Annotated in this window: 13 protein-coding genes, 1 pseudogene and 1 riboswitch; of the genes and pseudogenes, 5 read left to right on the plus strand and 9 right to left on the minus strand. The window is 64.8% G+C overall.

The features are described from left to right. Positions 1–294: 294 nt before the first annotated feature. Positions 295–1,227 carry a tetratricopeptide repeat protein gene (locus AC1HIY_RS03210; protein WP_479575266.1) on the minus strand — a complete coding sequence of 311 codons (933 nt, stop codon included), beginning with the start codon at positions 1,225–1,227 and terminating at the stop codon, positions 295–297. A gap of 148 nt (positions 1,228–1,375) precedes the next feature. Then, positions 1,376–2,371, minus strand: a complete 996-nt coding sequence (locus tag AC1HIY_RS03215) for a hypothetical protein (protein WP_479575267.1) — start codon at positions 2,369–2,371, stop codon at positions 1,376–1,378. A 240-nt stretch (positions 2,372–2,611) separates the two neighbouring features. On the opposite strand from AC1HIY_RS03215, the gene AC1HIY_RS03220 reads away from it, so the two are divergent. The 5 genes from AC1HIY_RS03220 (at position 2,612) to AC1HIY_RS03240 (ending at position 7,287) form a co-directional block, all read left to right on the plus strand. Beyond that, the gene (locus AC1HIY_RS03220; protein WP_479575268.1) at positions 2,612–2,755 is read left to right on the plus strand and encodes a phage integrase N-terminal SAM-like domain-containing protein; all 144 of its coding nucleotides are present in this window, start codon (positions 2,612–2,614) and stop codon (positions 2,753–2,755) included. A 201-nt stretch (positions 2,756–2,956) separates the two neighbouring features. Continuing rightward, a riboswitch (cobalamin riboswitch) is annotated at positions 2,957–3,214 on the plus strand. A 122-nt stretch (positions 3,215–3,336) separates the two neighbouring features. Further along, the gene (locus tag AC1HIY_RS03225) at positions 3,337–5,259 is read left to right on the plus strand and encodes a TonB-dependent receptor plug domain-containing protein (protein ID WP_479575269.1); all 1,923 of its coding nucleotides are present in this window, start codon (positions 3,337–3,339) and stop codon (positions 5,257–5,259) included. A gap of 54 nt (positions 5,260–5,313) precedes the next feature. Next, positions 5,314–6,666, plus strand: coding sequence for a DUF5074 domain-containing protein (locus AC1HIY_RS03230; RefSeq protein ID WP_479575270.1), 1,353 nt, complete (start codon positions 5,314–5,316; stop codon positions 6,664–6,666). Beyond that, positions 6,663–6,896, plus strand: a complete 234-nt coding sequence (locus AC1HIY_RS03235; protein ID WP_479575271.1) for a (2Fe-2S)-binding protein — start codon at positions 6,663–6,665, stop codon at positions 6,894–6,896. The genes AC1HIY_RS03230 and AC1HIY_RS03235 overlap by 4 nt, the downstream gene beginning before the upstream one ends. Positions 6,897–6,996: 100 nt before the next feature. Next, the gene (locus AC1HIY_RS03240) at positions 6,997–7,287 is read left to right on the plus strand and encodes a hypothetical protein (RefSeq protein ID WP_479575272.1); all 291 of its coding nucleotides are present in this window, start codon (positions 6,997–6,999) and stop codon (positions 7,285–7,287) included. Positions 7,288–7,418: 131 nt separating this feature from the next. Here the strand turns inward: AC1HIY_RS03240 and AC1HIY_RS03245 are convergent, their stop codons facing one another. The 7 genes and pseudogenes from AC1HIY_RS03245 to groEL all read right to left on the minus strand — a co-directional run. Continuing rightward, positions 7,419–8,804 carry an AAA family ATPase gene (locus AC1HIY_RS03245; protein WP_479575273.1) on the minus strand — a complete coding sequence of 462 codons (1,386 nt, stop codon included), beginning with the start codon at positions 8,802–8,804 and terminating at the stop codon, positions 7,419–7,421. A 128-nt stretch (positions 8,805–8,932) separates the two neighbouring features. Beyond that, positions 8,933–10,630, minus strand: coding sequence for a multicopper oxidase family protein (locus AC1HIY_RS03250; protein ID WP_479575274.1), 1,698 nt, complete (start codon positions 10,628–10,630; stop codon positions 8,933–8,935). 14 nt (positions 10,631–10,644) lie between these two features. Next, positions 10,645–11,208: a hypothetical protein gene (locus tag AC1HIY_RS03255; protein WP_479575275.1), complete on the minus strand. Its 564-nt coding sequence runs from the start codon at positions 11,206–11,208 to the stop codon at positions 10,645–10,647. A 17-nt stretch (positions 11,209–11,225) separates the two neighbouring features. Further along, positions 11,226–12,539 carry an NAD-dependent malic enzyme gene (locus AC1HIY_RS03260; RefSeq protein ID WP_479575276.1) on the minus strand — a complete coding sequence of 438 codons (1,314 nt, stop codon included), beginning with the start codon at positions 12,537–12,539 and terminating at the stop codon, positions 11,226–11,228. Positions 12,540–12,672: 133 nt separating this feature from the next. Beyond that, positions 12,673–13,986 (minus strand): LVIVD repeat-containing protein, encoded by a 1,314-nt coding sequence (locus AC1HIY_RS03265; RefSeq protein ID WP_479575277.1) that lies wholly within the window; start codon positions 13,984–13,986, stop codon positions 12,673–12,675. 94 nt (positions 13,987–14,080) lie between these two features. Beyond that, positions 14,081–16,465, minus strand: coding sequence for a choice-of-anchor B family protein (locus AC1HIY_RS03270; protein WP_479575278.1), 2,385 nt, complete (start codon positions 16,463–16,465; stop codon positions 14,081–14,083). Positions 16,466–16,701: 236 nt separating this feature from the next. Further along, positions 16,702–16,897, minus strand: a pseudogene (groEL, locus tag AC1HIY_RS03275) (chaperonin GroEL); the annotation flags it as partial.

Genomic DNA, 16,897 nt, shown 5'->3' on the forward strand with positions numbered 1-16,897 from the left:
GCACGCCCGTCGCGCCCTTCGTCAGCTTGAGCGCGGTGTTACCCGGCGACCGACGCTTGCCCGGAGCGCCCCCGCGCCAACGCCGAGGTGAGCCGCCAAGGTTAGAGAGAAGAGGCCGAGTCGAGCATGGGAAAAGAAGTGCTCCGACGTGGATGAATGAGGGAGGCCGGGTAACGGCTCGCGGTTCAAGTGCGAAAAGATGCGTGTCTCATACTTTGGAACCAGCAATCAACTCCACACGGAGCAACTTGCTCTGGAAATGTCGGAACGCTTTTCGTCACTTGCAACCGCTGGTTATGTGGCTGACGACCGAGCACGATTTAACTTTCGGGCAAGCTGCACGGCTGGACGAATTAGCAGCTTTAGCGAGAGCGACCTCAGCCGTGGACGAGTTCTGATAAAGTCAGCCATAGGAGGGCTGAGTCTGTAATAAGCCCGAACGAAAGCTCGGCCTGAGCCCCGGGGCAGCAGCACTTCGTCACGGAAGCAGCGCAATTCTAGCACAACAGGATGATCGTAGTCGCCGAGGGTGGCCGTAGCAACGAAGCAGCCACCGCCACCGCTGGCAGCTACTGGCTGCGGCGCGAAGTTTGGATCTCGCTCCTTTGCCTTTTGAACTAGCCGTTGCCGTCGCTGCAAGATACGTGGAAGCCGGTTAAGTTCATCGTCCTTTCCATGCTTCAGATAATCAGCATTTTCTTTCGAGTGCTGAATCAGCTTATCGATTTCGGCAATCACTCTCGTGTATCGCTCATTCGAGGGCGCAAGCTCACAGGCGAACTCCATTATATCGAGTGCCTTGAGCCAGCCTGGTGCTTGCTCTCTACCATTTTCCATTTGATAAGAGATGCGACCAAGATTATGGACCGCCAACAGAACGCCGGGTGCGATTTCTTTCTTGTCGAACTCCCGCACACCCTCATCGAAGGCTTCCTTTGCCTTCTTGATGTAGCTCATAGCTGCAGCAATTGTCTCGTCAGCGACTCGGTCTTTCTCCTGAGCGCTGAGCCCGTTTTTGAACGCCTGCCGGACGTTGACTACCAACTCATCTAACCTCTGATTGTCTGGAGTGGAAATCCACCCTGCCGACAGCCCCTTGCCTACCCAAGCAAGCCCATCTGAGGGGTTCGCCTCAAGCAACCGAGAGTAATACTGGTACGCTTGATCATAATTCTTTGCCTCATAAGCCGTGTCGGCAAGGGTTCGGAGGTTGTCGTTGTTCTTCATCAGGTGCGTTTCGTTTGATAGTTAGACAAGAGTGGGAGGTTAAAGACAGCAGCGTTCAAGCTGTGATGCAAAGCCACATAACGACCAAGCTGTGCGGCGCAAACGAAGCGCAGCGTAGTTTGCGTCCGAACGAGCGCATTGTTATAAATCATTTTCTCCATGCCGGGTAAAACTCGAAACCTTGATTGGATCTCCACCCTACTCTTAACGGAAGATTTATTTCTTGGATTAATTTGTCAATGTAATCGTGATCCGTTTTTACAGGAGCTTGATCTAGGATAATCATCCACTCCTTATTTACCTCTCTACCTGGATAATAATTGTATTCTAAAAGTTGCCCCAGGGCCTCACGAATAGCTTTTGTTGTACCTACCCCATAAACAACTTTTAGCTCAGCGATATAACGAGTTTTTTTGATTTCAAACAAAATATCAATATAGTTTTCTTCTTGTTTTGCGGAAACACCACTTTTCTTTAGCCAAGCACAAAAATCGTTTGAAAGTTTGTTGTGTCGAGGGATAATTATCTTAAGTTTGCTCGATGACTCCCTATAATAGCCATCCTCCGCTAAAGCGGAGCGCCGTTGCCTATTTTTTTGCTTGAGCGTCGGACTAGAAGGAAACGAATCAACATAGGTAAATGACTTGAACCTGTGATTTGACGGTTTTTCAATTACAATTGGCTGTGGAAATACTTCAATTTCAGAAACTGGGCTTTTGACCCTAATATATTTCTTTTTGAATGAGTCAGTTACTTCCTTTAACGCCGCATTTTTTGTTTTGAATCTGTTTGTTGCCGACAACAATTCTTCAGCCCTGCGGTCAAATACGCCATTTTTTGTGAACGAACTGATTATCTTTGGGTATTCATGCTCAAGGATCAATTCAGCATTGTGATGAATGCCGAGAAAAAGCCATTCATTGCGCTCTTGATGGCGAGTAAAAAAACCTACGCTAAAAATGCCTTTGTTCTTATCAAGTATTTTTTGTTGTGGAACGAGATAGGTATAAGGAAAAATAAATTCATTCCACTTATCTGAAAGTTGAAAGTTCCATTCCTCGTGACCAAAACCATTTTCGCCCGGAAAACCTCGCTCATTAGTCGATCCAGAAGGAAGCTGCCATCCTCTAGTGTTCCAGCACACCCTTTGCATTAGACGTAGCACGACATCTCCTATGATTTATAACCATTGATTATCAGGTCGATTCGCCTTGATACCTTGATATTGACCGTGTTTTCAGGCACATTTGCCCGGATAACACCCTCTTTCTCCCAATATCAGGGCAAATGTGCCTTGATAACTTGATATTGACCGTGTTTTCAGGCAAACCATGGCTCCCTTACCGCCTCAACTGCCATAGGAATATAGACGTAGCCCGGCCCCATGTCAACGTCTCCTGGTCTCATCGATGAAGTCCAGCAATTCATGCGGCTCCATCACTATTCGATCCACACCGAACGTGCCTACGGCGACTGGATCAAACGCTTTGTGCGCTACCACGGAATGACCCGTCCCTCCTCCCCGTGATGCCCTCGGGCTCTCCCCGATTACGCGCGACGAAATACGAAACCCCTTCCCTTCACGTACACCGTCTAAGGTGTTCCCTGAACAGCTTCCGGCTTCGAGTCCCTCCACGGCGATGCGTGGAGGGGTATTTTCGCTCAAACGTTCAAGCGGCGACGGTGCGCTTGGTTTTTTTCGACGCGCCCCGTAGTTTGCGCCGACGTTCTTTTCATACGTGCGTCCGGTTTTGCTCTCGGATGGGATCCGGGAGCGATGAAAAGGGAATCCAGTGACCCGTCGCGACGGCGGGGAGTCTGGGGCTGTACCCGCAACTGTGAACGACGAGAGACGCTGGAGGTGTGGAAGCGCCCGGTCACTGCGCCCGCGAGGGGGTGGGAAGGCCGCGCGTGGAGCTTCCGGCGCAAGGCCGCCCGAGCCGTGGTCGTCGTGAGCCAGGAGACCTGCCGAGCGCATGGATGCCGAAGAGACCTCCGGGAACTGGGGTTGGGGCATGCCACGCCGGGTCGGTCCCGCTCGCACGACGATGCGCCGCCCCCTTTCCGGCGCGACAGCCCGAACCTCGCAGTTGAGGTTGGGGCTTTTTTATGAACCTTCGTTTCTTCTTCCTTCTCGCACTGACGGGGCTGTGTGCGCCGGGCGCGCGGGCGCAGGCGACGGCCGACACCACCGTGGCCCTGCCGGAGATCACCGTCACGGCGACGCGGGCGGAGACGACCACGGCGGAGGCGCCCGCCCGCGTGACGGTGCTCGACGCCCGCGCGATGGCGTCCGTCGCGGCGCGCTCGGTGGCCGACGTCGTCGCGGCCCGCACGGGCGCTTTCATCCGCCGCTACGGCCCCACGGGGCTCGCCTCGCTCTCGCTCCGGGGCGCGAACGCCTCGCAGACGCTCCTCCTTCTCGACGGCTTCCGTCTGGCCGCCCCCCAGCTCGGCCAGATCGATCTCTCGCTGCTGCCCACCGTCGTGCTCGCATCCGTCGAGGTGATGTACGGGGCGGGCTCGGCGCTCTACGGCTCGGACGCCGTCGGCGGGGTGGTGAACCTGCGCACGCTCCGCCCCGGCGCACGGCCTTCGGCGCGGGCTTCCGCCGAGGCGGGCGCGTTCGGTGAGCGCATGGGCGGGCTGGCGCTCTCGGGCCGGAAAGGCGCGTTCTCCGGGCTCGCCGCCGTGGAGTACCGGACCATCGACGGCGACTTCCCGTTCGTGAACCCCTCGCTCTTCCCTCCGCGCGAGGTGCGTCGGGAGGGGGCCGACGGCGAGCGTCTGGCGCTCTACGGGACGTTCGGCTATGAGCGGGGGCGGCACCGCGCCGTCCTCGGCGTGTGGCACAACGACGCCGCGCGCGGGCTGCCCGGCCCGAGCACCTCCACGCCCCGGGGCGAGCGGCAGTGGGACACCCACCTCCGAATGTGGGCCTCCGACCGCCTCCGCTTCCGATGGGGCACGCTGCGCCTCGGCGGGCTGGCGCAACGGGCTTCGCTCCGGTATCGCAACCCGCAGCTCCGGATCGACCAGACCGGGCGGACGTTCATCGCCACGGGCGAGGTCGAGGCGACGGCGGCGCTCGGGCGGCGGTGGCTCGTGGGGGGCGGCCTCACCGGCGGATACGGCCGGGCCCGGCACCCGAACCTCCGTGCCGACGCCACCGAGCGACGCTTCGGCGCGTTCGTCCACGCCGACGCCTCGTACGGACGCCTCCGCCTCTTCCCCGCGCTCCGCCTCGACGCGTACGCGCTCCCCGGCGCCGCGCGGCAGACGGCCCTCAGCCCGCGCTTCGGCCTCAACCTCCAGCCGCTCTCGTGGCGGGCGCTGCGCCTCAAGGCGAGCCTCGGACGAGCCTTCCGCGTCCCCACCTTCAACGACCGCTTCTGGCAACCCGGCGGCGACCCCGACCTCCGGCCCGAACACGGGTGGACGTTCGACGCGGGCGCGCTGCTCCATCACGCCGCGCGAGGCGTCGACCTCAAGGCCGAAGCCTCGTTTTTTCTCCACCGCCTCCGCGATCAGATCATCTGGCGACCCGTCGCCGGGGGGTTCTATGCGCCGGCCAACTTCAGCCGCGTGCGCACGCAGGGCCTCGAGCTCTCCGGCGAAGCGCGCGCCCGCCTTGCCCGCGCCGCCGCGCTCGACGCCGGCTTCTTCTATACCCTCACCGACGCCCGCGACCGCTCCGACCCCGATGCCGCTTCCTTCGACCATCAGCTCCGGTACGTGCCGCGCCAACAGCTCAAGGGCTACCTCGGCGTCGTGTGGCGCGCGCTTCGACTGGACATCTCGGCGCGGCGTGTGGGCAAACGCTTCGTCACGGCGGACGGGCGACAGGCGCTCGACCCGTACTGGGTGGTGGACGCCCAACTCCGCCTCACCGGCGCGCGCCCTCTGGCCCGCATGACGCTCGCCCTCGCCCTCGAAAACGCCTTCGACGCCGCCTATGAGGGCATCAAAGGCTATCCCATGCCGCCGCGCGCGATGCGCCTCCGGCTCACGGTGGATCTGCCCGGCGATTGACCCGGCGGCCTTCGCACCCTCCTTTCTTTCACGAAAAACAAAACCCTCATCCTCATGCGTACGGTTACCGTCTCGATTCGAAAAGCTCTTTTCCTCGCCCTCTTCCTTACGCTCTGGTGCGAACCCTCGCAGGCGCAGACGACGATGGTCTTCGTCGGCAACCAGGGCAACTTCACCGAGGCCAACGGTTCGGTCACCGCGTACGACCCGACCACGGGCGCCGTGGTGCCGGACGCCGTGCCGAACCTCAACACGCTTGTGCAGAGCATCACGCTCCATGAGGGGCGCGGCTACGTGATGGCGAACACGTCGGACCGCGTGGACGTGTTCGACCTCGAGACGCTGGCGCGCACGGCGCAGATCCTCGACGTGCCGAGCCCGCGATACATGGCCGTCGTGGGCGAGAACAAGGCATACGTGACCAACCTCTTCTCGAACACCGTGACGATCCTCGACCTCGCGAACGACGCCGTCCTCGGGACCATCCCCGTGGGCGACAACCCCGAGGGCCTCGCCGTGCGCGACGACCGCGCGTACGTGGCAAACTCCGGCTTCGGAGCGGGCACGACGGTGACCGTCATCGACACGAGCACGGACACGGTGGTCGAGACGCGCGAGGTGGGGTGCGACGGGCCGCGCTTCCTCGCCGTCGACGCCGAGGACGAGCTGTGGGTCTTCTGCACCGGCAAGACGGTGTACAACGCCGACTTCACGCAGATCATCGAGCAGACGAACGGACAGGTGGCGGCCTTCGACGAGACGACGGGCGCGGAGACGGCGCGCTTCGCGCTGGAGGCGCAGATCGGCGGCGGCTCGTCCGGGCAGGACGTGTTTTACGATCCGATCAGCGGCATGGCCTTCGCGCTCACGGGCCTGACGATCCTCCCCTTCGACACGCACACGAACGAGCCGGGCGCGCCGATCCTCCTCCCCGGCGACACCCCGGCGGGCGGCCTCGCGTACGACGGCGCGGCGGAGCGCTTCTTCGTGGGACGCGTGCCGAGCTTCACGGAAGCGGGCTTCGTGACGATCCACGACGCCGCCGGGAACGAGGTGGACCGCTTCGATGCGGGCGTCGCGCCGGCGAGCGTCGCGCTCTATCAGCCGGGGCTCAACGTGGCCGTCGAGGACGAGGGCCTCCCGGCAGACTTCCGGCTCGGGGCCAACTACCCCAACCCGTTCAACCCGGCGACGACCCTTCCCTTCGAACTGGCCCGCGCCCATCGCGTCTCGCTGAAAATCTTCAACCTGCTCGGAGAAGAGGTGGCGACGCTCGTGGACGCGGTGCTTCCGGCGGGCCGCCATACGGCGACGTGGCGCGCCGCCGGGCTGCCGAGCGGGCTGTACCTGGCGCGCCTCCAATCCGGCGCTTCCACACAAACGCGCCCGCTGACGCTCCTCAAATGATGCGCATCGATCGGTGCCATTGCTTCCGCATCACCTTCGCCGAGTTGAAAGCCGTCGCCGAGGCGGCGTGCGTGCGGGACGGAGAGCGGCTGAGCGCGCACGTCGACTTCGGGCGGAAATGCGGGTTGTGCCGCCCGTACGTCCGACGGATGCTGCGCACGGGCGAGACGGTCTTCCACGAGGTCGTCACCGAGGCCGATGAGCCGAAACCCGGACCGTCGGGCGGATGAGGACTGCAGGGCGGCCGACACTTTGGATGAACAAACGGTTAAGCATCGCCGGGGAGGACCGATACCCGCTGAAGCATCCATCCGAAGCACCGTGACCGCCATGGCTGACATCGAACACAGAAAACAGGAATTGCTCGGCCGTATCGAAGTGTTGTTGGCCGAGTCGTACCGACTCCCGAAAGCGCGCAAAAGCTGGGAGCGTCGGACGGCCATCGACTGGGAAATCCTCGTGCTTTGCCGGGAGATGGCCAACCTGTCGGCGTCCACCGAGCCGCCGTACTGGGCGGGTGAGGAGGCCGCGAAGGAGCGTGGCGACCTCCGGCCCGGGCGCCATGCAGTTCGTGCGCCGGCTTCGGTGCGCGGCGAATCCGGCAAGCCCCGGGCGGCATAGTCCGGCATGCCTCCATCGCATCGTTCACCTCCCCTCGTTCCCGTGTTCCAGCGTGCGAACGGCCCCTGGTTTCGTTAAGGGGCTTCCCCACGACGGAGCCGCATCGCGTTCGCGTCATGGGGCCGCGGCGGTCAGCCCTTTCCTTCCCTTCCCGTCTCCCCGGCATATCGTTTCACCCGCCGCGTCAGGTCCTCCTCTTCGTCCCGCGAGCGCCAGTACGCCAGGCGCTCGGCAATGGTCTTTTCATAGCCGATGCCTGAGGGTTCGAAGAAATACGTGCCCTGCATGGCGTCCGGCAGGTATTGCTGAGGGACGTAGTGGTTGCGATAGGCGTGGGGGTAGAGATAGCCCTCCCCGTGGCCGAGGCCTTTGCGGTCGCGGCCGGCGTCCTTGAGGGGGTCCGGCACGTCGGAGGTCTGCTCCTTCTCCACGAAGCGAAGCGCGTCGAAGAAGGCGTACGTGCTGTTGCTCTTCGGCGCGGTGGCGAGGTAGAGGCAGCACTCGGCCAGCAAAAAGCGTCCTTCCGGCATCCCGACGTACTCGAAGCTCTGGGCGGCGGCGCTCGCCACCGAGAGGGCGCGCGGATCGGCCAGGCCCACGTCTTCGGCGGCGAAGATGAGCATGCGCCGGAGGATGAAGCGGGGGTCCTCGCCGGCGTAGACCATGCGCGCCATCCAGTAGAGCGCCGCGTCGGGGTCGGAGCCGCGCAGGCTTTTGATGAAGGCGCTGACGGCGTCGAAGTGGGCGTCGCCTTCCTTGTCGTAGAGGACGGCCCGCTGCTGGATGCTGTCCTCGGCCACGGCGAGGGTGATGCGGATGCGGCCCTCGGCGTCCGGCGGCGTGGTCTCGACGGCGAGCTCAAGGGCGTTGAGAAGCGAGCGGGCGTCTCCGTTGGCCGTCGAGAGGAGGTGTTCGAGGGCGTCGTCGTCGATCCGCACGTCGCGCCTGCCGTAGCCGCGCTCCTCGTCGGCGAGCGCGTGCCGGACGATGGCGCGGAGGTCGTCCGTCGTGAGCGTCTTCAGTTCGAAGACGCGCGAGCGGCTGACCAGCGCCCGGATCACCTCGAAGTACGGGTTCTCCGTCGTCGCGCCGATAAAGATGACCGTGCCGTTCTCGACGTGCGGGAGGAGCGCATCCTGCTGCGCTTTGTTGAACCGGTGGACCTCGTCGACGAAGAGGATCGTGCGGCGCTGATGGAGCCGCAGGCGCGTCTGCGCCTCGTCGATGGCCGCGCGGATGTCGCGGACGCCGGCGAGCACGGCGTTGAGCGTGGTGAAATGCGCCTGCGTCGCGCCCGCGATGATGCGGGCGAGCGTCGTCTTGCCCGTGCCCGGCGGTCCATAGAAGATGAGCGAGGAGACGCGGTCGGCCTCGATGGCTCGACGGAGCAGCCGCCCCGGCCCGAGGATATGGGCCTGCCCCACGAAGGCGTCGAGCGTGCGCGGACGCATCCGGTCGGCCAGCGGCGCGCGCGCGGCGCGGTACTGCTCGGCGGCGTCCGCGAAAAGATCGGCCATGGCATCGGTGCGGTTGGAGAAAGGATGGTCCCTTTCAAAGTCGAAACCCGAAGCCGTGTTTCCCGGTGGCAGGACTCACGTCCCGGGGCTCGCTGTTCGTACCCCCACACTCCCCGCCCTTCCCACCGTCAGTCGTCCGCGCCTCCGGCGTCCCGCACGGTGAAGGCGAGCATCATCCCGGCGTGAAGGTGCTCGGCGATGTGGCAATGCATCATCCAGTCGCCGGGGTTCGACATATCCACGAGCACGTCCATCGTGGAGCCGACGGGCACGATGGCGGTGTCCTTCCACACGAGGTTCGCGTTCGGCACGCCGTCCCTCGCGAGGACGAGGAAGCGCTGTCCGTGGATGTGGATGGGATGGTTCATCGGGTGGAAGGTTTTCGGATCGTTGAACACGCGGAGCTTCACCACGTCGCCCTGGTCGAAGGTCCAGTGGATGTCCATGTTCTCCCGCCCCGAATCCGCGTCCCGGAGGATCCACCGCACCTCTTTCACGCTCGAAAGCCAGTTCATCATCGGCATGGCGTCGTTCCACTCCATCGGCGGCACGTACAGCGTGTCCATCGCCATCATCTGCATGACCGCCGGCGGCAGCCCGTCCACGTCGACGCCGAGGACGATCTCGTGATCGACGGGCTTGTCGAAGTACGGGCGGAAGGCTTCGATGTCGCGCCGGACGTCGGCGTTCTCCCGAAGCGTCTCGAAGGAAGCGCCGAGGTCCTCGGCCACCGGCTCCTCGGCGACGGTCACGAGGCCGAGCGTATCGACGTGCGGGTAAAACTCCCCCCGGAAGTGGTTGATCGCCTGAATCGAATTGGTGAGGGCCACCGTGCCGGGCGCGTCGAAGCGCACCTCGACGACGTACCGCTCCGCCGGCGCGATGGGCACGCTTCCGACCCACTCCTCGCGCTCGAACTTGCTCACGTCCGAGGCCACGATCTTCACCGGCGCGCCCCCGAAGACGACGTTGAAGGTGCGCGCGTTGGCCACGTTCGTGAGGAAGAACCGCACCACCTCGCCCTTTTTCACCGAGAGCCGGTAGTCCGGCGCGCCGTTGACGAGCATGACGTTGCCGAAGCGCCCCATGAGTGTGTGGTTCGGTCCCTCTTCGCCGAAGGGCATCAGCCCACGCGCATCCACGAGGAGGTCGTCGAGGATGAGCGCCTCTTCACGATGAACGGGCCCGTAATAGTCGGCGTCCGGGGAATCGACGAGCATGTTGCCGTAGAGCCCGAGATCCTGTTGAATATCCTCGCGCACATGCGGGTGGTACCAGTAGACGCCCGCGTCGGGGAAGCGGACCTCGTACGTGAACGTCCCGCCGGAGGCGACGGGCGCCTGCGTGAGGCCGGGCACGCCGTCGAAGCGGTTCTCGAGGCGGAGGCCGTGCCAGTGGACCGTCGTCGGCATCTCGATGTGGTTCGAAAAGCGCACGACGATCTTCGCGCCTTTCTTCACGCGGAGGAGCGGGCCGGGATACTGCCCGTTGTACCCGTACATGACGAACGTCCTGCCGCCGAGCGTGCGGCGCACGAAGCCCGCCTCGAGCTCGAGCGTGTCGCCGTCTGCCATGGCGACGACCTCGCGGGGCCGGGCTTCGGGAAACCTCGCGGGGTCCATGCCCTCGCCGGGGAGGTGCGGCGCGACCCTCGGCATGTTGCCCATGAGTTCCGGCATCATCGGCATCGAGGCATCCATCGGCGGCATGCGCCAGGCGAGGCTGTCGCCGGACATACCCATGCGGTGGCCCTCATGCTGCCCCCGCGCCGGGGCCGCAAAGAGCAGAAGAACGAGGAGAAAGAGTCGGTTTTTTTTCAAGCGCATCGGAGCCGTCCTTGTCAATACCCGTAATTCGCGCACGGCTCCTGATTGAACGGCCCGTGCCCGGCCATGGTGTGCATGTACCCGCTCTTCGAGAGCCCCCGAAGCGCCACGGGGCCGGACCACCGCGCGCCGGGCGTCTCCGCCGTCGGTTCGAGCGTGACGATGACGAGAAACTTGTTCCACCGCACCCGCCCTTTCGCCAAGCCGTCCGCGTCGAGCGGGCCGAGGCGTTCGACCGCGCCGAGATCCGGCGTGGCGATCCAGACGACGTACGCGCCCGTCGTCGCCGGACGGAGCCCTTCGACGGAGACCGCGAGGTCGTACACGTAATGTCCCTCGGGCGTGAGGGCGACGCCGAAGGGCGAACGCGCAAAGGTCACGTAGCCGACACCTTTTGCCTGCCGCGCGCCGGGCACGCGCTTCGTCGGGACGAGGTCGATCTTGTAATACTCCGGCGGACCGGGATCGGCCCGGCATCCGACGTCGGGCGGAACATCCGCTCCGGCGGGCGTGGGCGCGCCCCAGGCGAAGAGCGCGAGCGCGAGGCCCGCACACCGGCACAGGTTTCGGAAAAGCATACGGGAAGGGTTGGGGTTCAAAAGAGCGCGGTGACGGCTTCGATGACCTTCGTGTGAACGTCGGGGTGTAATACGCTCGGCACCAGTTCCTGGTTTTCGGCCAGCTCCGAGATGGCGCGAGCGGCGGCGATCTTCATCTCCGGGGTGATGGCCGGACTGCCCACCTGAAGGGCAGCCTTGAAGAGGCCGGGGAACGCCAGCGCATTGTTCACGCTCTTGCCGTCGGCGGCGAACGCCGCGCCGGCATCGATGGCTTCCTCGGGGAAGATTTCCGGGATGGGGTTCGAGAGCGAGAGGATGATCTGCCCCTTGCGCACCATCTCGGGGCGAATCAGCCCCACCACGCCCGTCGTCGCGATGACCACGTCGGCGCGGGCCAGCGCGTCATCGAGTTCGGCGATGATGCCGCCTCGCGCGCGGAGGTGCGCTTGCGCCTCCGGGTTCGGGTCCACGCCGAGGACCGTGAAGCCATATTCGATCAAGAGCCGGGCGATGCCGAAACCGGCGGCCCCGAGGCCGATCTGCGCAAAGACGAGCGAGGGGTCCTCTTCCCGCCCCACATACCGGAGGGCGCTGAGCACCGCCGCGAGCAAAACCGTGGCCGTGCCGTGCTGATCGTCGTGCATGACCGGCTGGGGCAACCGACGAATCAACTCTTCCTCGATGTAAAAGCAATCCGGCGTGCGGATGTCTTCGAGATGAATCCCCCCGAAGGTCGGCGCGATGCGGACGACGGCCTCGATGAAGGCGTCCGGATCTTTCGCATCGATGAGCACGGGAACGGCGCTGATGCCGACGAACTGATCGTAGAGAACGGCTTTGCCTTCCATGACGGGCATGCTCGCCACCGGCCCGATGTCTCCGAGGCCGAGCACGCGCGTGCCGTTGGTGAAGATGCCGACGCTGTTGCCGATGCCGGTGTACTGCCGGGCCAGCGCCGGGTCGTTGGCGATCGAGGTGCACACGCGCGCCACGCCCGGCGTATAGATGTACCGCAGATCTTCGAGCCGTTCGAGGTCGCGCGTCCGCCCGCAGTGAATCTTGCCGCCGACGTGCCGCTCGAAGACGAGGTCTTTGACCGCCAGGATCTCGCTCGTCGTCTGCTCCCGCACGGCCTGCTTCACCGCTTCGAGGTGCGCCTCGTCATACACCGAAAGGGTGACGTCCCGGAACGAGTGATCCTTGCCGATGAAGCGCGTCGTGATGTCGCCGATGAGCGCGCCGGCTTCCCCGATCACCGAGAGCAGATGGCCGAGGTAGCCCGCCCGATGCGGGTTCTTGATCGTGACGAGGACGTCGGTTTCGGGAAAGCGAGGGCGTGAGGCAGGCATGGTCTGAGCCGGAAAAGCGATGGGAAAGCGGACCCGCGCGCGGCGGGCGAACCACGGCCGGAGACGGGTCCTCCCGGAGACGCAGGCGTCGCCGATGCGCACCGGCCGATGCGCCCGTCCAACCTCGCCCGGGTCAATGCGTTCCGGCGGGTTCGTCGTCCCACTTCTGCGCGCTCGAGACATCCGGCACGCCCCAGTCGGCGCCGTTCCATCCCTCGAAGCCTTCCATGCGGAACGTCCAGAAGCCGGTGGTCATGTCGCTGACGACGATCAGCCCGTCGGCATTGCGCACGTCCACGCCGAAAGCGCCGTTGAAGACCGGATAGCGGTCCGTATTCGGGGGACCGACGTACGTGTCGTAATACGCCACGGTGACGGGGTTCTTCGGGTCCATCAGGGAGAAGACCTGAAGCCCGTCGAGGTAACCGGAGACGAAGACGTAGGGCCAGCGCACTTCGTGGTTGTGCGTGAGGTTGCGCCAGTCGGCGGTCCATGCCGAGATGGGTTCCCGGATGTTCTTCACCTCACCGTCGAGGGCGGGCTGGAGGTCGAAGATGCGCAGCGGGGCGTACTGATATTCGGTCTCCGCCACGGCATAACGTCCGTTCGGGCCGGGGGTGAACGTGTGTCCCCACGCCACGCCGGAGATGCCGGTGAGCGTGACGAGGAGTTCCGGGTTCGCCAGGTCGGTGACGTCGTAGACGTAATAGCCGCCGGTGCCGCCGCCATAGAAGCGATCCTGCCCGCTGTCCGTGTGATAGCCCACGTAAAAGTCGTGATAGCCGCGCCGCCCCTCGTTCGGGTTGGGCACCTCTCCGACGAGCGCGTGCGCGACGTCGCCCTCGACCACCTTGCCGAGGTCGTACACGTGGGCGGTGGGGCCGGACGTGGTGGTGAAGAGGAGCACCCGTCCGCTCGAATGCTTATAGATGAAAATGTTGTGGAAGCCGCCGGGCTTCTCCGGCTCCCGGATGCGGGCCACCTCACGCACCGTCGCGGGATCGGGCAGGCCCGTCACGTCGAGCACCACCGCGCCGAGGTCGGCGTCCGGCCCGCCCTGTCGAAACTGAAGCGACTGCACCACATAGTACCGGCCTTTCCATTTGAAATGCTTCACGTCCATCCCGCCCGTGCCCAGGTGGAGGTCCTGATTCTCGATGCGCCACCGGTAGATCACCTTCGGGTTCGAGGGGTCGGAGACGTCGATGATGTCGGTGCCGCGCGGGCCTTCCTCGCCATAGACCATGCGGGCGACGTACGCGTACGGACGCGAGAGCTCCTGTTCGAGGTCGAGGTCGGCCACGCTCAGTCGCGGGCCGAGCGGGAGATGCCCCAGCACTTCGATGTTGTCGCTGCCGGGCTCGAGCGCCGTCCACTGCCCGCGCACGGGCGCGGCGGCGAAAAGGAACGCGAGGAGGAGAGGGAAAAGAGCCTTACGGGTCGTCATGACGGTGTCTCGGATTAAGAATACGGATGAAAAGGGTTCGGACGGCGGTCGAAATTCGGCCTTTCGAGTTTTTCGCAAAGGCGCGCGCCCACGGTCAAAGATCAACGTCTCGTTTGCGTACGACGAAGAGCCCCTCGCGCATACTCGTGACGCCGATGAGACCGCTCTTGAAATACGGATAATTGCTCCACGAACCGTTGAAGACCGCCGCATCCGGCCCGCCTACCGTGTCGAAGAATCCAACCTCGACGGGATGCTCACGGTCTGTGACGTCGAGCACGCGGAGCCCGCTGACGTAGTTCGACTGATACATCAGGTCGCCCCGGACATAGAGGTTGTGATCGATGGCCGGGTTCCGGGAAATGTGGGCGCCGACGAGTTGGGGGTCTTCGAGGTCGGACACGTCCCAGATGAGGGTGCGCGTGCCGGTCACGGCCCCGATCATCTCGTCGCCCTCGTCGTTCATGTAAAAGTACCGGTGATCCTCCGTGAGCCAGCCTTGATGGGCATACGCCACGTTCGGATACGACGCTTTCGCGAGCACCCTGGGGTTTTGCTTGTCCGTCACGTCGGCAATGGAGAGGGCCGTCTCGTTCGAGCCGAGGCAGATCTCGCGCCCCCGGTAGCGGGCGTCCGGGCCGTGGTACGTCACGCACTGCGCATCGTGGGTGGTTCCGGTGCCCGAGTTGCCCGTGCCTTCGTGGCTGAAGCATCCGGCGAAGGCCGGGTGTTCGGGATCACGGACGTCGATCATGTGGAGGCCGCCGCCGCACGTCTCGCCGCCCATGCTCGCCGCCACGATGTACGCGAAGCCGGTATCCTCGTTGATGACGATGTTGTGCGCGCTGTGGATGCGGTCATAATGAGCGTCCTCGGTGAACGTCACGGGCGGGTCGGTCACGTGACGGAGGCGGGTGAGGTCGAAGATCTGCAGGCCGTGCGGGCCGGCGCCGTCGGCCACGATGAAGGCGTGATCCTTGTAGACCTTCACGTCGCGCCACAGGCTCGCCGGGACGCCCTCCGTGCGGGGGAGGTCGCCGAGGAAGACGGGGTATTCGGGGTTGGAGAGATCCACGAAGGCGAGGCCGTCGTTCCGCCCGACGAGGGCGTATTCCTTGCCCGTCTCGGCGTCGGTCCATCCCCAGAGGTCGTTCACGAAGACGCCGCGCACGCCGCCGAGGTCTTCGACGGAGAGGAAGGAGACGAGGTCCACGTTGTCGCAGGCGAAGCCGGAGGCGGCGCCGTCGGCGCACGGCTGCATGCCGCCGGCGATGGAGGGCGGCGCGTGGCTTTCGGTGATGAGCGCGGCGTCCTCACGCCAGTCGCCTTCTTCGCCCCGCACGAAGAGTACGGCGCGTCCGAGACCGTAGTCTGCGCCGGGCGCGCCCACCGCCACCCGGTCCCCGTAGGCGGCCAGGCCGGTGGCGAACCCGTCGCCGAGGTCCGGACGGCGCGCGTGCCGCTTGTCGGCGTGAAGCCGGCGCCCCTGCTCGTCGTGGCGATACACGTAGACGCTTCCGTGCGTCTGGCGTCCGCCGGGCGCGCCGATCCATACCGCGTCGCCGCCCGCGGCGAGGGCCGCGCCGAACCGCAGGCCGGGCCGCGCATCGAACGGCGCGAGCGCGCCGGCTTCCCGCCATGCGCCCGCCTCTTCGTCATAATGAAACCCGTAGGCCCCTCCGACGCCATCCCGAAGCTCCGGCGCACCGACGAGCGCCCGGTCGCCGGAGAGCACGAGCGCCGCGCCGAAGTGCGCGCCGTCGTCGAGGGTGGACGGCGCGAGGACGCCGATTTCCCGCCATGCGTCCGTTTCCGCATCGCAGGCAAAGGCATAGACCGCGCCCATGCCGTCGTCGCGGCGGGGCGCGCCGACCATGGCCCGGTCCCCATCGAGCGCCACACGCGCGCCGAAGCGGCTGCCCGGCGCGGTGTCGCTGCCGAGGAGCTTCGTCTGAAGGCGCCATGCGCCGGAGGCGTCTCGCCGGTAGACGTACACCGCTCCGGTCCCTTCCGCCTCGGCAAAAGCCCCGACCATCGCGACGTCGCCGGAGAGCGCCACGTGCACGCCGAAGCCCTCCGCGCCCTCGGGCGGCGTCCACCGGTCCGTCTGCCGCCACGCGCCGTCGTCGTCGCGCTCGAAGACGTAGACCACCTTCGGCGGACCGCCGGGGAACGGCGTCTGCCCGAAGGCGCTCACGAGCAACGTGCCGCCGTCGAGCGCGAGGCTCGCGCCGAAGCCGTCGCCGAAGACGGGCGTGGGCCCCTGTAGCCGGGCCGCCTCTCGCCACGCGCCGCCCTCCTCCCGGCGGAAGACGAAAACGGCGCCGGGATCACCGAGACTGAGCGGCTGCCCCACCAGCACCTCGTCCTCGCCCACGGCGAGCGCTGCGCCATAGCTCGCGAATTGCGCCGAAGCCGACGCCACCACAAGGCAACTCATGAGCAAAAAAACTCCGGAAAAGAGAGGGCGGCGGCTCATGTCGATCTCGGGATTGGATGAGCGGAAAGCCAGGGATCGCACGCGGAAAAGGGGCGGGGCGGCAGCAACCATTGGCTGAAAGGCGGCGTGTCTTTCGAAAAGCAAAGACAGCATAACAAACGACGCGGGAAAATGCAAAACGGGGCGCGCATGTGTCCCGGCGTTCGGGGCCAAAGAAAAAGGGTGGAGCCGAAGCTTCGGCCCCACCCTTTTGTGGTGTCGGAAGGAACGCCATGTCAGAAGTCCATGTCGCCCATGCCGCCGGGCATGGCCGGCGCTTTCTCCTTCTCGGGGATGTCGGCCACGATCGTCTCCGTGGTCAGGAGCAGACCGGCCACCGAGGCGGCGTTCTCCAGCGCCGTGCGCGTCACCTTCGTCGGGTCGATCACGCCCATGGCGATCAGGTCCCCGTACTCGTCCGTGCGCGCGTTG

The sequence above is a fragment of the Rhodocaloribacter sp. genome (assembly GCF_056451265.1).

Coding starts and splice junctions, on each gene's coding strand:
- AC1HIY_RS03210 (WP_479575266.1), bottom strand. CDS start 1,227: ATGAAGAACAACGACAACCTCCGAACCCTTGCCGACACGGCTTATGAG.
- AC1HIY_RS03220 (WP_479575268.1), top strand. CDS start 2,612: ATGTCAACGTCTCCTGGTCTCATCGATGAAGTCCAGCAATTCATGCGG.
- AC1HIY_RS03225 (WP_479575269.1), top strand. CDS start 3,337: ATGAACCTTCGTTTCTTCTTCCTTCTCGCACTGACGGGGCTGTGTGCG.
- AC1HIY_RS03230 (WP_479575270.1), top strand. CDS start 5,314: ATGCGTACGGTTACCGTCTCGATTCGAAAAGCTCTTTTCCTCGCCCTC.
- AC1HIY_RS03235 (WP_479575271.1), top strand. CDS start 6,663: ATGATGCGCATCGATCGGTGCCATTGCTTCCGCATCACCTTCGCCGAG.
- AC1HIY_RS03240 (WP_479575272.1), top strand. CDS start 6,997: ATGGCTGACATCGAACACAGAAAACAGGAATTGCTCGGCCGTATCGAA.
- AC1HIY_RS03245 (WP_479575273.1), bottom strand. CDS start 8,804: ATGGCCGATCTTTTCGCGGACGCCGCCGAGCAGTACCGCGCCGCGCGC.
- AC1HIY_RS03250 (WP_479575274.1), bottom strand. CDS start 10,630: ATGCGCTTGAAAAAAAACCGACTCTTTCTCCTCGTTCTTCTGCTCTTT.
- AC1HIY_RS03255 (WP_479575275.1), bottom strand. CDS start 11,208: ATGCTTTTCCGAAACCTGTGCCGGTGTGCGGGCCTCGCGCTCGCGCTC.
- AC1HIY_RS03260 (WP_479575276.1), bottom strand. CDS start 12,539: ATGCCTGCCTCACGCCCTCGCTTTCCCGAAACCGACGTCCTCGTCACG.
- AC1HIY_RS03265 (WP_479575277.1), bottom strand. CDS start 13,986: ATGACGACCCGTAAGGCTCTTTTCCCTCTCCTCCTCGCGTTCCTTTTC.
- AC1HIY_RS03270 (WP_479575278.1), bottom strand. CDS start 16,465: ATGAGCCGCCGCCCTCTCTTTTCCGGAGTTTTTTTGCTCATGAGTTGC.